Raw genomic sequence first — 15,431 nt, 5'->3', positions numbered from 1 at the left:
GAACCGAAAGAACGTCGATACTCTCGTAAAGGTAGCCGCTTAATCTTGGCCTAACGTCCGCGCCAAGTGTTCAGAAGCCGACGCTCCAGAAGCTCCATCGCCGCGTTCAGCCCGACGCCCAGGATCGCCAGGGCGACCAGGGCTGCGAAGACCTTGGCGGTCTGCAGGCGGTTGTAGGCTTCCAGGATGCGCCAGGCCAAGCCCTGGGCCCCGCCGGAGCCGGCCACGAACTCGGCCACCACGGCGCCGATCACCGCCAGCCCCGCCGCCACCTTGTGCCCTTCCAGCAGGGCGGGCACGGCCGAGGGCAGGCGCAGACGGATCAGGCGCTGCAGCGGCGTCGCGCCATAGAGATCGAATAGGCGGGAAAGATCCGGATCGACGGCCTTAAGGCCGGTAAGGGCGCCCGAGAAGATCGGGAAGAAGGCCACAACGGCGGCCAGTCCCGTCACGGCGCGGCCCGGATGTTCGATGCCGGCCCAGATCGTCACCAGCGGCGCGATCGCCACCAGTGGGGTGACCTGGAGGGTGACCGCGATCGGGCGGACGGCGTCCTCCAGAAGGCTGCTCAGGCTGACGGCCAGGGCCAGGGCGCAGGCGACCAAGCTGGCGATGACGAGAGCGATCAGAGCCGTGGACAGCGTCGCCCAGGCCGAGCTCAGAAGCAGCGGCCAGGACTCCGCGAACGCCGCGCCGATCGCGCTGGGCGCCGGCAGCAGGTAGGGCGGAACCGCCAGGGCGCGGCAGGCGATCTCCCATCCGCCAAGCAGGACGGCGACAAGGATCAGGGGGGCGAGAAACCGCTTCATGCGGCCGCCTCCGTGGCGCGGGCCAGTAGGGTCGAGACAGCCTCGGCCGAGGCGCGGAAAGCCTCGGTGGCGCGGAAACCCGGCGGCCTCACCAGCGGGCCGTCGATGACAATCTCGCCGGCGATGTGGCCGGGGCCGGGCGTCATCACCACGACGCGCTGGGCCATGTAGACGGCTTCCTCGACGTTGTGGGTGACGAAGACCACAGCGGGCGACAGTTCGGCGGCGAGCGCCAGAACGTCGTCGGCCAAGGCGCGGCGGGTGATCTCATCCAAGGCTGCGAACGGTTCGTCCAGCAACAGCAGGCGAGGGCGGGTGACCAGGGCGCGCGCCAGCGAAGCGCGCATCGCCATGCCGCCGGACAATTGCGCGGGCCGCGCGGCGAGCGCTTGGCCAAGGCCGACCTTGCGCAGCGCCTGATCGGCGGCCGCGAGGGCCTCCGTCTTGGCGATATCGGCCAGCTCCAGAGGCAGGGCGACGTTGTCCCGCGCCGACAGCCATGGCGCCAAGGTGGGAGACTGGAAGACGACCGAGGTCTCGCCCTTGCCAGCGGCGCGGGTCACCGTCCCGCGCGTCGGCGCCTCCAGACCGGCCAGCAGGCGCAAGGCGGTGGACTTGCCGCAGCCGGACGGTCCGACAAGGGCGACGATCTCGCCGGATGCGAGCATGAGGTCTACGGGGCCCAGGGCGCGGCCCCGGGCGTAGTCGACCTCGACGCCGGAAAGGCTGGCGACGCCCTTGTTGTGTTTGGGGTCGGTCATTGGCCCTTGGGCAGGAACTGAAGGGTGTAGGCCTTCTTGTAGTCCATGGTCTTCGGATAGACGCCTTGCTCCGAGGCGACCTGGAAGAACTCGGCCCAGCGGGCGTCGCTCATCTGGCCGATCTCGCTGTCCTTTCCGACGATGCCGTAGCTGCGCATCTTCTCGCGCGCCTGGTCGAGGACGTCCTGGGTCATTTCCGGATTGTCCTTCAGGATCGCCGCGTCGCCCGGCTTGGGATCGCCGTAAAGGTAGGATCGCCAGCCCGCCGCGGTCGCCTCGACGAAGGCCTGCACGGCCGCCGGATTCTTGGCGATCAGGCTGTCGGGGACCAGGGCCATCGAGGCGTAGGCGGGATAGCCGCTGTCGGCCAGCAGGAAGACCGCCGGCTTGATCTTGCCTTCCTTCTCGATCAGGTACGGCTCGCTGGTGGCGTAGCCTTGCTGGATCACCCGTTTGTCGGCCAGGAACGGGGCGCTGGAATAGTTGTACTTGCGCGCCTGGTCGTCGGTGAAGCGATACTTGGCCTTCAGCCAGACCCAAAAGGCGGTGATCGAGGCGTCGGACAGCAGGATCGGGCGACCCTTCATGTCGGCGATGGAATTGATCCCCTGATCCGAGTGGGCGATCAGGACCTGCGGGTCCTTCTGCATGAAGGCGGCCACGGCCTTCACCGGCGCGCCTTCCTTGGCCAGATTCATGACGATGAAGCTGTTGGAGCCGACGCCAACGTCGACCGCGCCGGTGGCCAGCAACTGGGGAACGTTCACCGCCGGACCGCCCTGGATCAGGGTCACGTCCAGGCCGCGCTTCTTGTATTCGCCGGTCGCCAGAGCCTGGTAGTAGCCGCCCAGCTCGGCCTGGGCCCGCCAGTCGGTCGCCAGTTTCAGCTTGGTCACGCCCGCCGAGGCGGCGTCCTTGTCTGGCGTGGGGGAGCAAGCGGCGATCAGGGCGGTGAGGCCCAGCATGATCCCCGTGGTGACAAAGGCGCGACGACGCATCGAATGGTTCCCTCGTTCCCAGTCAAGTTAGGGGCGAGGCCGAAGACTTCCAAGCTGGAACGCGCAGACCGCGTCAGGCCGGGCGCGGCCCTGGCTTGCGCCGCCAGCGCTCGACCTTGGCGTACAGGGTCTCGCGCTGGACCGGCTTGGGGATATGGTCGACCATGCCGGCCGCGTAGCAGCGCTCGACCTGGGTCGGCAGGGCGTCGGCGCTCATGGCGATGATCGGCGCCGTCCCGAATGGGGCGGGCAGGGCGCGGATCGCTCGCGTCGCCTCAAGCCCATCCATCTCGGGCATGTGCATGTCCATCAGGATCAGGTCGTAGGCCGTTTTGCGCGCGCGCCCGATGGCCTGGCTGGCGCTTTCGGCCTGATCGACGTCATAGCCGGCCATGCTCATCAAGGTGGCGGCGATCTCGAGATTGATCGGATGATCGTCGACGACGAGGATGCGGCCGACCGCTGCCTCCTTCGCCGGTAGGGGATCGGGGGATGCGGTCGGCTCGACCGGCCGAGCTGACAGTTCGAACCAGAAGCATGAGCCGCGCCCCGGCACGCTGACGACACCGATCTTGCCGCCCATGGCGTCGACCAGGGCGCGGCAGATGGCGAGGCCAAGACCCGTTCCCGCCGGCATGCGGCCCAGCGCCACATCTGCCGAGGCGCGCTGGAACAGAAGGGCCTGCTTTTCCAGGGCAATGCCGACACCGGTGTCTATGACTTCTAACCGCAGTCGGTCTTCGGCCGCGCCGGGGTCGATGACCAGCCGCACGTCGATCCGGCCTTGGTCGGTGAACCTTACGGCGTTGTTGAGCAGGTTGATCAGGATCTGGCGTAGTCGATCCGGATCCAGGTCGTGGGTCTTGTGGCTGGAATCGACGATGTCGAGGGCCAGATCGAGCCCCTTGGCGCGCGCCTCGGGCGCCATGATCGCCACCGTCTCGCGCACCAGGGCTTCCGTGACGGTCGGTTGGGGCTGGAGTTCGATCTGACCGGCCTCGACGCGCGAGAAATCCAGGATGTCGTCCAGCACCGTGACCAAGGCGGCGCCGGCGCTGTCGATCAGGTTCACCTGGCGTCGGGCGTCCGGGGATAGATCGTCACGCTGGGCCAGAAGTTGCGCGAAGCCTAGCACGCTGTTCAGCGGCGTGCGGATCTCGTGGCTCATGGTGGCCAGAAACTCGGTCTTGGCTTCGGTGGCGGCCAGGGCCCTCGCGCGGGCGACGCGGGTCAGCTGCTCGCGGCGCTGTAGCAGGCGCTTCAGCCGCTCCTGTTGGGCCAGCACTAGGCTGGCGGCCATGCAGGTATAGAAGATCACCGCGATAAAGATCTGGATCGTCCGCGCCTGCGCCGTCGGTCCCAGGATGGCGTTGAAGCGCGGCGAGGCGCCGGACATGGCGATTGGCAGGGTGATCAGCGCCACGATCAGGCACGCCATCGCCGCGCCCCGGGCGCCGAGGCGGTAGGCGGCGACCAGCGCGATCGGGAAGATCAGAAAGGGCGGCGCGCCCGAGAGCGGATGCGCGCAGAGCAGCGTGACCGCCGCTACGGCGAACAGCAGGACGCCCTGTTCCGCCAGGGAGACGCGATAAGCCCGACTATGCTGGGAGTCGATCAGCACCAGCGTGGCGGGCAGGACGACGGCCAGACCGAGCGCTCCCCGCAGCAGCCAGTCGATCCAGGTCGCCAGGAGGGGCGCGCCGAAGAACATCGACAGCACGAGCGCGCAAAGCGTGGCTGAGATCGCCGCGATCGGCGTGGTCACAGCGGGCAGCACCGCCAGCATCCGCATCGTCCGAACGCGCGGCGCCCTACCCCAGAAGCGGACACAGGCCCACCAGACGGCGAGCGCCTCCAGCGTGTCGACCGTCACATAGAGCAGGGCTCGGGAGAGGCTGTCGCCGACCAGAAGGGCGGCGGCCATATGGAAGATCACGAACACGCCGGCTAGAGTCAGTCGAAGTCTGGGCGTGAGAACCACCAGGCCTGCCGCGAACAGCGCGTTGGCGGGCCAGAAGGTCGCGATATCGACCTGAGTACGCGTTAGAACTTCGCTGAAGAACAGGCCGCCGACCAGCGCGACCGACAGGCCTCGCAACAAGGTCAATTGCCGCTTCCGCTCATGCTGCGCTCGCCGCTGCGGCATACGCGTTTCATCCCCCAGTCCGCCGCCTTTGGCGACAACATCAAAACGCGCCCTCTGACCGCGTCGCGGGGCGGCGCGTATCGGGCGCTCGCCGCTCCCGGTTTCGCGGAGCGACGGCGCGACCATTCAATACGCTCGCGCGGCCAGGGGTTGCTCGCTTATCGGGGGATGTGTCGTTTCGCCGCAGGACGCCTCCGCAGCCGCCACGCCCCACGACTCGCTCCAGCCGCGCCCTTGTAAAGGGTCGAAAGGACAATGCACGCCGCGAGGCGCAGTTCAAGAGGGGCTTAGTCGTAGCCTGGTATCGACGTCGAGAGGTCAAGACGTCTCCCAGCACTTTCCGTGATCAACCTGCCGCCAGGATTTCTCTCTTCTCTTCGAGTTCAAGCCACTCCATCTCGGCTTGCTCAAGATCCGCGCGCGCCTTGTCCAACGCCTTCATGTTTTTATCGAATGTCGCCGGATCGCGGCTGTAGAGATTGGGATCGGCCAGAGCTTCCTCCAGCTTGGCGATGATCGCCGGGCTCTTGGCGATCAGGGCCTCGCACTCCTCCAGACGGCGCTGGTCCTTGTACGAAAGCTTGGCGCTCTTTTTAGGGGGAGGCGGCGCCGAGGGCGTCGTCTTGGGCGCGGCCACCGCGACAGGCGCGCGGACGGCGCTGAAGAAGCCTGGGTTCTGGTCCATCAGGTCGGTCCAGCCGCCCGGCGTCTCCACGACATTGCCCCTGCCGTCGAGCGCGATGGTCGAGGTGGCCAGTCGGTCAATGAAGTCGCGGTCGTGGCTGACCAGGATCAGCGTGCCCTCGAAGTCGGCCAGCAGGTCCTCAAGCAGGTCCAGCGTGTCCATGTCGAGGTCGTTGGTCGGTTCGTCCAGCACCATCAGGTTGGTCGGATTGGCGAGAGCCCGCGCCAGCAGTAGACGATTGCGCTCGCCGCCCGACAGGCTGGTGACGGGCTGGCGCAGCTGGGCGTCGGTGAACAGGAACTCCTTGGCATAGCCGGCCACGTGCTTGGACTGGCCGCGCACGATGATGGAGTCGCCACCGCCGGGCGTCAGGAAGTCCCAGACGGTGATCTTGTCCGACAGCGCCATGCGCGCCTGGTCGATGTACGAGACCTCGAGATTGGCGCCCAGTTGCACGGAGCCCGCGTCCAGCGCCAGCTCGCCCAGCAGCAGCTTGACCAAAGTGGTCTTGCCGGCCCCGTTGGGGCCGACCAGCGCCACGCGGTCGCCACGCAGGATGCGGGTCGAGAAGTCCTCGACGATCGTCCGCTCGCCGAAGCGCTTGGTGACACCCTTGGCCTCGATCACCCGCTTGCCGGAGACCCCCGAGGACTCCACGGCCATGGTCATGGTCCCGCGTTGATCGCTCTGGCGATCCTTCTTCTCATTGCGAAGAGCCAGCAGCGCCCGGCGGCGGCCTTCGTTACGAGCCCGCCGCCCCTGAACGCCCCGCGCCAGCCAGGCGTTCTCGCGCTCCAGCACCTTGTCCAGGCGCCGGCCTTCTTCTGCTTCGGCTGCCAGGACGGTGTCCGCCCAGGCCTCGAACTCCGAGAAGCCCCGGTCCAGACGGCGGATCTTGCGATGCTCCAACCAGAAGCAGCGCTCGGTGACCCTGTTGAGGAAGGCCCGGTCGTGGCTGACGATCATCACGGCGCACTTCGATGCGGCCAACTCTTCTTCCAGCGTCTGGATCGCGAAGATGTCGAGGTGGTTGGTCGGCTCGTCCAGCAGCAGCACGTCCGGTTGCTCAGCGAAGGCGCGGGCAAGGGCGGCGCGGCGGGTCTCGCCGCCGGACAGGCCCTTGGCCGCCTTGTCGGGATCGAGACCGAAATCAGTCAGGGCCGCCTGCGCCTCGTAGTCCTGCGCGCCGCCGGCGGTGGCGTAGTCGAGCAAGGTCTCGCCGGCGATCTCCGGCTCCTGGCCGACATAGACGATCTTGGCGCCCGGCTGCACCGAGCGCTCGCCGCTGTCGGCCTCGACGCCTTGGGCGGCCAGGATCTTCAGCAGGGTCGACTTGCCCGCGCCATTGCGGCCGACCAGGCAGGCGCGCACGCGCGGCTCCAGCGCTAGATCCACCCCGTCGAACAGGGGCTTGGCGCCGTCGGCGAGACGGACGTCCTTGAGGGCGAGTACGGGCGCGCGGGTCGGAGAGGCCATGTGGTCACGGATATGGAACGGCGGGATCGCGAAGGCGAGGCCCTATCCCAGGCGCGCCTCGGAGGAAACGGCAAATCGGCCGTCGCGCCCGCTTACCCTGGCGAAACCGCCCGAACCTGGTTGTCGGCTAGGTGCGACAAAATCCCCCGTTAACAGCTGGCCAAACGCGGTTTTGCTAAAAGCTGTGCGTTAAAGAGCGGAACACCCACCTTGAAGTCGAGCGTCGAAAGCACCGTGGCTTCGGAGGTCCAGGCGTCGCTCGCTCTGGGCTTCGACGCCTTGCAGCGTCCCGTCTGGGTCTTCGACGACGTCCGCAAACTTGCGCTGTACGCCAATCAGGCGGCGCTGGAGCTTTGGCGCGCCCCGTCGCTTGACGCCTTGCAGGCCCGAGACTTCTCGAACGCGTCTCCAGCCGTGCGGACCCGGATGAGCGATCTGGCCGCGCGGCTGCGGACCGGAGTCGTCGAGGAGCGCTGGACCTTCTATCCCGAAGGCGAGGCGGTCACCGTCAACACCATGATCTCGCGCATCGCCTTGCCGGATGGTGGTTGGGCGATGTTGTGCGAGGGCGTGCGTCTCCGCCCCGAGGCCGAAGAGCAGCGCGCGATCGAGGCGCTCCATCACACCAGCGCGCTGGTTTCACTCTATGACGCCGAAGGCTGGCGCATTTTCGGCAACCCGGCGGCGCTGGCGGCCTATCCGGATCGCGGGGGGCGCTTCGCCGACATCTTCGCTGACAGCGACGCGGGCGAGATTCTCTGGAGCCGGCTCCAGGATGTCGAAGTCATCGAAGGCGGCTATCGCGTGATCACGGCTGGCGGTCCGCGCTGGCACAGCCTGACCGTGCGTCGCACGCCCGATCCGATGACGGGCCGGCCCTGCGTATTGGTCAATGAGACCGACATCACCGAAGAGGTGGAGGCCCAGGCGGCCCTGGCTGACGCGCGTGAGCGCGCCGAGATCGCCGCGGCGGCGCGCCAGGCGTTCCTGGCCAATATGAGCCACGAGCTGCGCACGCCTCTGACCAGCATCCTTGGCTTCGCCGACCTGTTGGAGGACGCGACGCTGGATGATGCGCAGATGCGTCACCTGGGCCGGATCCGTGAAGCCGGCGCCATGCTGCTTGAGACCCTCAACGCCGTCCTCGACTTCTCGAAGCTCGAGGCGGGCGGCGTCGATCTGGAGCACAAGCCCTTCGACCTTCCGGATCTGGCCGCACGTACGGCGGGCATGTTCGAGGCCGCCGCGCGGAGCAAGGGACTGTCGCTAAGCATCCACGTCGCCCCCGATTGCCCTCGCTGGCTGGATGGTGACCCCGAACGGCTGCGTCATGTGCTGGTGAACTTCCTTGGCAACGCGATGAAGTTCACCGACTCGGGCGGCGTCTCTCTCGCCGTCGAGAGTAGAACGGGCGCGAGGCCAGGCATGGAGCGGCTGGAGCTTTCGGTTTCGGACACTGGCGTCGGCGTTCCAGCGGAAATGCTGGACCACGTCTTCGACCGCTTCACCCAGGCCGGCCCCGAGGTGTCGCGACGCTTCGGCGGCACCGGCCTTGGCTTGGCGATCAGCCGGGAGATCGTCGAGCTCATGGGCGGCCGGATCGGCGTCGACAGTGTCGCTGGCGAAGGTGCGCGCTTCTGGTGCGTTCTGGATCTTCCCGTCGCCGAACCGCCCTCGGTCGCGACCGATGAGGCCTCGCCAGTGTCGGGGCGGCCGCTTCGACTGCTGGTCGCCGATGACAACGACGCCAATCGCGAGTTGATCGGGACTCTGGTCCGGGCGATGGGCCACCAGGTGGAGACGGTCGCCGACGGCATCGCCGCAGTCGAGGCGGTCCATACCAGGGTCTATGATCTCGTGCTGATGGACGTGCACATGCCGCGCATGGATGGGCTGGCCGCCACGCGCGCCATCCGCGACCTGGGAGGCGAGGCGGCCTCGACGCCGATCATCGCCCTGACGGCCAATGTGCTGCCCGACCAGATCGCTTTCTATCGCGCCAGCGGAATGGATGATCACGTCGGCAAGCCGATCGACCCGCGAGACCTGCAGGCGAAGATCGCGGCCTGGAGCGTGGGGCGGACGAGCGTCGCTGGGGCGGACCGTTCGTGTCAGACCAGCGGTCGCCCCTAGCTAGGTCTGCGCCGTCTTTCCTTTCTAGGGTCGCTAGGCCTCACTAGATAAGGAGGAGGCGCGGGTTTCGATTCAGACCGCCCCGCCGAGGATTGAGTAGCGATGGCGCCTGAACGTTCCGAACCAGTTTTCAACGCGCCCTGGCCGGCCCTGCTGGCCGCCGCTTCCATCCTGGGGCCCAACGCCCTCCTGATGAACGCCGACGAGCCGACGATTCTGTCGCTAGCCCTGATCCCGAGAGACTTCTGGGACGGTCATTGGACAGGCGTGGTCACGATGATGTTCGTGCACGGCGGTTGGCTGCACGCGCTGATGAACGCGGCCTTCGCGGTCGCCTTCGGCGCGCCGGTCGCGCGCTTGCTGGGCCTGGGCGCGCGAGGCGGGGCGATCTTCTGTCTCTTCTATATGGCGTGCGGGATCGTCTCGGGCCTTGGCTATGCGGTGCTGCATCCCAACGCTATTGGACCCGTCGTCGGCGCTTCTGGCGCCGTGTCCGGGCTGATGGGCGCGGCCGCGCGCACGATGGATGGACGAGGCGGTCTGGGTCCGATGTTCGGTCCGCAGGTCTTGTCGATGGGCTTGGGCTGGCTGGTGGTCAATCTCGTCATGGCCGTGGCCGGCGGTCTCCTGACGGGGGGAGCGGGCGGCGTGGCCTGGGAGGCTCACCTGATCGGCTTCGCCGCTGGGGTCCTGCTGATCGGCCTGTTCGCCCGTCATGCCGAGCCCGCTGATCCCGCGCCGCGCGATCCCCATTGATCCCGGGGCCCGTTTGCGAGACCCTTGTTCCATAACAGAACAAGGGAGGTAGCTCAGTGCTGATTTCTCAGATCCTCAAGGACAAGGGCGATTTGGTGTTCACGGCCTCTCCCCAGGAGACCGTCGGCGCCGCGGCCGCCCTTCTGCACACCCGCCGCGTGGGCGCCATGGTTGTGGTCGACGAGACCGAGGCGGTGGTTGGCATCCTCTCCGAGCGCGACATCGTCCGCGTGATCGCCAAGGAAGGGGCCGCGGCCCTGACCAAGCCGATCGCCGGCTGCATGAGCGCCAAGGTGATCTTCGCCGAGCCCCACGAAACGGTCGACGCTCTGCTCGAGCGGATGACGGATCGCCGGATCCGCCACCTGCCGGTGGTCAAGGGCGGGCGCCTGGCGGGCATCATCTCGATCGGCGACCTCGTGAAGCACAAGATCAACGAGGCGTTGGCCGAGGCCGATGGGCTCAAGGCCTATATCGCCGCCGGCTGAGGTCGGGGACGTTATAGGAGACGCTATAGAGAGGGGGCTGAAACCTCAGCCTTCGATCAACTCCGCGCCGACGCCTTTGACGGCGTCGGCCAGGCTATAGCCTTCCAGGACGGCGGCCGTAGCGTCGCGCGCCCGCAGCAGGGCTTCGCGCAGGGCGCAGGTGGCGATGTCGCGGCAGTCCTCGCAGCGGCGGAAGGCCGTGCGGCTGACGCATGGCGTCATGGCCAGCGGGCCGTCGACCAGGCGAATGATCTCGGCGAAGCTGATCTGGTCGGCCACGCGGCCCAGGACATAGCCGCCGAACTTGCCGCGTCGGCTGACCACCAGGCCATCGCGCGCGAGAGAAAGCAGGATCGCTTCCAGGAACTTGCGCGGCGCGTCGGCGCGCTCGGCCAGCTCACCGGCCGTGACCTGCCCGTTCTCGCGAGCCAGTTCGATCATCGCGCGCAGGGCGTAGCGCGCCTTCTGGGACAACATGAACGCCGGTGACCTTGTTCAAGCGGGCGAAGGGTGGCTCTTAAAGAGCGTTCAGCCTTCTGGGCGACGCTTGGTCGCGACGCAAGTCTCGCGTGACGCTGTTCATGCACAGAGGAATGGTCCGTCTGGGGATAAGCCGGCCATTTCGGGCTTGTCGGGGCGGGGAGGGGGCTCTAGAAGCCGCCCCTCGCTTCGGGGCCGCGGCCGCTGAACGAAACATTCGCCTTTCGGGGCTTGCGTTTCGAGCAGTAGATCGCTAGGTTCCGCAGCCTCAATCGAATCTCTTCCACTTGTTCAGCGCTCCTATCGGCGCGCTTCGGGTGGCTTTTGCGCTCTAAAGTGGCTCTGGCCACAAGTAGAGAAAAAGAAAAGAGAGGTGGTTGACCTGGGAATTCGGTTTCGCTAGAGGCCGCGCTCCCTGAAATGCAGAGGCCTCCGCAAGGTTGCTGAAGTATTTCAAACCGGAAGGGCTTCTCTTTCTTTTGAAAAAGATGCTTGACTGGCTCCGGTGACTTCTTTAGAAGCTGCCGGCTACGCCGAAAGCCTCCTGGGCTGGCTGGCTGAGAAAGTCGGAAAGTTTCTTCGAGAAACGATTTGACACGGAATTCGAGGTTGGATAGATAGCCGCCTCCGCCGACACCGGGCGCTAAACGGTGGGATCGGTTCTCCGGTAACGGAGCGGTTCGGGTCTTTGACATTGTTGATTTGGAAAGAGAAACGCAGGCGGCGGCGCTCTGGCGGTTCACTCTACGGAGTGGATCATTGACGCTGACGTTATGCGGTCTCTTGAAGACACCATTTATACGCCGGTTGGCTTTCGGGCTGATCGGAGTGTGATGGGAACTCGTCAAGAAACTATGCAAACCAGATACCTGGTTCTGGGTTTTCCCCCGGGACTGGAAGTCTGATGTCAATGTCAACTCAACCTGAGAGTTTGATCCTGGCTCAGAGCGAACGCTGGCGGCAGGCCTAACACATGCAAGTCGAACGGATCCTTCGGGATTAGTGGCGGACGGGTGAGTAACACGTGGGAACGTGCCCTTTGGTTCGGAACAACTCAGGGAAACTTGAGCTAATACCGGATGTGCCCTTCGGGGGAAAGATTTATCGCCATTGGAGCGGCCCGCGTCTGATTAGCTAGTTGGTGAGGTAAAGGCTCACCAAGGCGACGATCAGTAGCTGGTCTGAGAGGATGATCAGCCACATTGGGACTGAGACACGGCCCAAACTCCTACGGGAGGCAGCAGTGGGGAATCTTGCGCAATGGGCGAAAGCCTGACGCAGCCATGCCGCGTGAATGATGAAGGTCTTAGGATTGTAAAATTCTTTCACCGGGGACGATAATGACGGTACCCGGAGAAGAAGCCCCGGCTAACTTCGTGCCAGCAGCCGCGGTAATACGAAGGGGGCTAGCGTTGCTCGGAATTACTGGGCGTAAAGGGAGCGTAGGCGGACTGTTTAGTCAGAGGTGAAAGCCCAGGGCTCAACCTTGGAATTGCCTTTGATACTGGCAGTCTTGAGTACGGAAGAGGTATGTGGAACTCCGAGTGTAGAGGTGAAATTCGTAGATATTCGGAAGAACACCAGTGGCGAAGGCGACATACTGGTCCGTTACTGACGCTGAGGCTCGAAAGCGTGGGGAGCAAACAGGATTAGATACCCTGGTAGTCCACGCCGTAAACGATGAGTGCTAGTTGTCGGCATGCATGCATGTCGGTGACGCAGCTAACGCATTAAGCACTCCGCCTGGGGAGTACGGTCGCAAGATTAAAACTCAAAGGAATTGACGGGGGCCCGCACAAGCGGTGGAGCATGTGGTTTAATTCGAAGCAACGCGCAGAACCTTACCACCTTTTGACATGCCTGGACCGCCACAGAGATGTGGTTTTCCCTTCGGGGACTGGGACACAGGTGCTGCATGGCTGTCGTCAGCTCGTGTCGTGAGATGTTGGGTTAAGTCCCGCAACGAGCGCAACCCTCGCGATTAGTTGCCATCAGGTTTGGCTGGGCACTCTAATCGTACTGCCGGAGTTAATCCGGAGGAAGGCGGGGATGACGTCAAGTCCTCATGGCCCTTACAAGGTGGGCTACACACGTGCTACAATGGCGACTACAGAGGGCTGCAATCCCGCGAGGGGGAGCCAATCCCTAAAAGTCGTCTCAGTTCGGATTGTTCTCTGCAACTCGAGAGCATGAAGTTGGAATCGCTAGTAATCGCGGATCAGCATGCCGCGGTGAATACGTTCCCGGGCCTTGTACACACCGCCCGTCACACCATGGGAGTTGGCTTTACCCGAAGGCGCTGCGCTAACCGCAAGGGGGCAGGCGACCACGGTAGGGTCAGCGACTGGGGTGAAGTCGTAACAAGGTAGCCGTAGGGGAACCTGCGGCTGGATCACCTCCTTTCTAAGGATGCTTCTCCAGTCTCTCACGAGACTATTGAAGCTCCAGACACGGTGCGCTTGACGCACCAAAAAGAGCGGATCGCCGCCGTCTTCGTTTCTCTTTCCACTTGTTCTGGACCGTCGAGGTTCAGGACACGATCGCGAGCCCTGGAGCGGATCAACTGATCCGATCTGAGCGGCCTATGGGCCCGTAGCTCAGTTGGTTAGAGCGCACGCTTGATAAGCGTGAGGTCATAAGTTCAAGTCTTATCGGGCCTACCACTCTTTCCAAACATACGGACCGCACCGACCAGCTCCGCTGGGCAAGCAACTTACACTGAAGTGTGAGGGGCCATAGCTCAGTTGGTAGAGCGCCTGCTTTGCAAGCAGGATGTCGTCGGTTCGAATCCGTCTGGCTCCACCATTTTTCCTCGCAATCCTCGCTACCGCTTCGCTGCTTGAGCGAGGCTAGCTGGTATGGTTGGGAAAATCGCGATCGGGAATGATCAAGTTTGCAGCGGCTTTCGAGCCGATGCGAAGTGACATTGTGAAGGCAGGGTTCCTCCGCCAACCGTAGCTCACCCCTGGGATACGGACCTGGTTTAAGGATGGACTTAAGAAGACATCATTGTCTGACTAAAGGTAGAGCTCATGCTCGATCCCTTCCCGCGAGATGCGGCTAGGGTCGATTATGCATGGGTTTTGCTGAGAACGATCAAGCGCATAAGGGCTTCTGACGGATGCCTTGGCATTGAGAGGCGATGAAGGACGTGGCACGCTGCGATAAGAGCCGGGGAGGCGCGAGCACCCTTTGATCCGGCTATCTCCGAATGGGGAAACCCACCTTTATGGTCACCCAACTTAGTCTCAGCTTCGGCTGGGTCCAGGATTGGATGATCAGAAGAGGTATAATGACCTGAATACATAGGGTTCATTAAGCAAACCCGGGGAACTGAAACATCTCAGTACCCGGAGGAAAGGACATCAACCGAGACTCCCGTAGTAGTGGCGAGCGAACCGGGACCAGGCCAGTGCTGTCGTGACATAAAGCTGAAGGATCTGGGAAGGTCCGCCATAGTGGGTGATAGCCCCGTAAGCGTCAAATAGCGACAGACTCGAGTAGGGCGGGACACGTGAAATCCTGTCTGAACATGGGGGACCACCCTCCAAGCCTAAGTACTCCTCAATGACCGATAGCGAACAAGTACCGTGAGGGAAAGGTGAAAAGCACCCCGACAAGGGGAGTGAAACAGATCCTGAAATCGGAAGCCTACAAGCAGTCGGAGCCACCGCGCGTGGTGACGGCGTACCTTTTGTATAATGGGTCAGCGACTTCATGTGCCGTGCAAGCTTAAGCCGTTAGGTGTAGGCGCAGCGAAAGCGAGTCTGAATAGGGCGAATAAGTACGTCGCATGACGACCCGAAACCAGGTGATCTATCCATGAGCAGGTTGAAGGTAAGGTAACACTTACTGGAGGACCGAACCGGTGAATGTTGAAAAATTCTCGGATGACTTGTGGATAGGGGTGAAAGGCCAATCAAACCTGGACATAGCTGGTTCTCCGCGAAAACTATTTAGGTAGTGCCTCGGACGTATTCCTTGGGGGGTAGAGCACTGAATGGATGCGGGCGGCGCGAGCTGTACCAATTCTAATCAAACTCCGAATACCCAAGAGAACTATCCGGGAGACACACGGCGGGTGCTAACGTCCGTCGTGAAAAGGGAAACAACCCTAACCATCATCTAAGGCCCCCAAGTTCTGGCTAAGTGGGAAACGATGTGGGTTTGCTTTGACAACCAGGATGTTGGCTTAGAAGCAGCCATCATTTAAAGAAAGCGTAACAGCTCACTGGTCAAGCGAACCTGCGCGGAAAATGTAACGGGGCTCAAGCCAGACGCCGAAGGTATGGGTGTGCGTAAGCACGCGGTAGCGGAGCGTTCCGTAAGCCGATGAAGGTGAGGCGCGAGCCTTGCTGGAGGTATCGGAAGTGAGAATGCTGACATGAGTAGCGATAAAGAGGGTGAGAGACCCTCTCGCCGAAAGCCCAAGGGTTCCTGCGTAAAGCTAATCTGCGCAGGGTTAGTCGGCCCCTAAGGCGAGGCCGAAAGGCGTAGTCGATGGGAATCAGGTGAATATTCCTGAACCAGTTGGAAGTGACGGATCTGGTAAATTGTCAGGGCTTATTGGATTGCTCCTGGCAGTGAACAGGTCCCTGGAAATAACTCCAACGGAGACCGTACCCGAAACCGACACAGGTGGGCAGGTAGAGTATACCAAGGCGCTTGAGAGAACTGTGCTGAAGGAACTCGGCAAATT

Annotated in this window: 9 protein-coding genes, 2 tRNA genes and 2 rRNA genes; 7 read left to right on the top strand and 6 right to left on the bottom strand. The window is 63.6% G+C overall.

The genetic code is table 11. The annotated features are described in order from the left end of the window. Positions 1 to 50: 50 nt before the first annotated feature. The 5 genes from CSW59_RS00070 to CSW59_RS00050 form a co-directional block, all read right to left on the bottom strand. A complete protein-coding gene (locus CSW59_RS00070) occupies positions 51 to 809 on the bottom strand; it encodes an ABC transporter permease (protein WP_099442123.1) in 759 nt (252 codons plus the stop codon). Further along, positions 806 to 1,570 carry an ABC transporter ATP-binding protein gene (locus tag CSW59_RS00065; protein WP_099442122.1) on the bottom strand — a complete coding sequence of 255 codons (765 nt, stop codon included), beginning with the start codon at positions 1,568 to 1,570 and terminating at the stop codon, positions 806 to 808. Before CSW59_RS00065 ends, CSW59_RS00070 begins: the two co-directional genes overlap by 4 nt. After that, positions 1,567 to 2,568: an ABC transporter substrate-binding protein gene (locus tag CSW59_RS00060; protein ID WP_099442121.1), complete on the bottom strand. Its 1,002-nt coding sequence runs from the start codon at positions 2,566 to 2,568 to the stop codon at positions 1,567 to 1,569. The genes CSW59_RS00065 and CSW59_RS00060 overlap by 4 nt, the downstream gene beginning before the upstream one ends. A gap of 73 nt (positions 2,569 to 2,641) precedes the next feature. Beyond that, positions 2,642 to 4,675, bottom strand: a complete 2,034-nt coding sequence (locus CSW59_RS00055; protein ID WP_369825725.1) for an MASE1 domain-containing protein — start codon at positions 4,673 to 4,675, stop codon at positions 2,642 to 2,644. 385 nt (positions 4,676 to 5,060) lie between these two features. Then, positions 5,061 to 6,875: an ABC-F family ATP-binding cassette domain-containing protein gene (locus CSW59_RS00050; protein ID WP_099442119.1), complete on the bottom strand. Its 1,815-nt coding sequence runs from the start codon at positions 6,873 to 6,875 to the stop codon at positions 5,061 to 5,063. A gap of 210 nt (positions 6,876 to 7,085) precedes the next feature. On the opposite strand from CSW59_RS00050, the gene CSW59_RS00045 reads away from it, so the two are divergent. The 3 genes from CSW59_RS00045 to CSW59_RS00035 all read left to right on the top strand — a co-directional run bounded on the left by CSW59_RS00045 (position 7,086) and on the right by CSW59_RS00035 (position 10,252). Next, entirely contained in the window at positions 7,086 to 9,008 is a 1,923-nt protein-coding gene (locus CSW59_RS00045; RefSeq protein ID WP_099442118.1) for an ATP-binding protein, read from the top strand. A gap of 102 nt (positions 9,009 to 9,110) precedes the next feature. Next, complete coding sequence (locus CSW59_RS00040; protein WP_099442117.1) at positions 9,111 to 9,764, top strand: rhomboid family intramembrane serine protease; 654 nt, start codon at positions 9,111 to 9,113, stop codon at positions 9,762 to 9,764. 56 nt (positions 9,765 to 9,820) lie between these two features. Then, positions 9,821 to 10,252: a CBS domain-containing protein gene (locus CSW59_RS00035; protein ID WP_099442116.1), complete on the top strand. Its 432-nt coding sequence runs from the start codon at positions 9,821 to 9,823 to the stop codon at positions 10,250 to 10,252. A 45-nt stretch (positions 10,253 to 10,297) separates the two neighbouring features. Here CSW59_RS00035 and CSW59_RS00030 read toward each other — a convergent pair whose 3' ends face one another. Next, on the bottom strand, positions 10,298 to 10,729 hold the full coding sequence (locus CSW59_RS00030) for an Rrf2 family transcriptional regulator (protein WP_099442115.1): 432 nt from the start codon (positions 10,727 to 10,729) through the stop codon (positions 10,298 to 10,300). Positions 10,730 to 11,651: 922 nt separating this feature from the next. Here CSW59_RS00030 and CSW59_RS00020 point away from each other — a divergent pair. From CSW59_RS00020 to CSW59_RS00005, 4 genes are all read left to right on the top strand, one after another. Continuing rightward, positions 11,652 to 13,135 (top strand): 16S ribosomal RNA (locus CSW59_RS00020). Positions 13,136 to 13,318: 183 nt separating this feature from the next. After that, positions 13,319 to 13,395: transfer RNA gene (locus CSW59_RS00015), tRNA-Ile, on the top strand. 66 nt (positions 13,396 to 13,461) lie between these two features. Then, a tRNA-Ala gene (locus CSW59_RS00010) sits at positions 13,462 to 13,537 on the top strand. 289 nt (positions 13,538 to 13,826) lie between these two features. After that, positions 13,827 to 15,431: ribosomal RNA gene (locus tag CSW59_RS00005) — 23S ribosomal RNA — on the top strand; the annotation flags it as partial.

The sequence above is a fragment of the Caulobacter sp. BP25 genome (assembly GCF_002737755.1).
In the GTDB taxonomy this organism is placed as follows: domain Bacteria; phylum Pseudomonadota; class Alphaproteobacteria; order Caulobacterales; family Caulobacteraceae; genus Caulobacter.
This window is presented reverse-complemented; position numbering and strand designations above follow the sequence as displayed.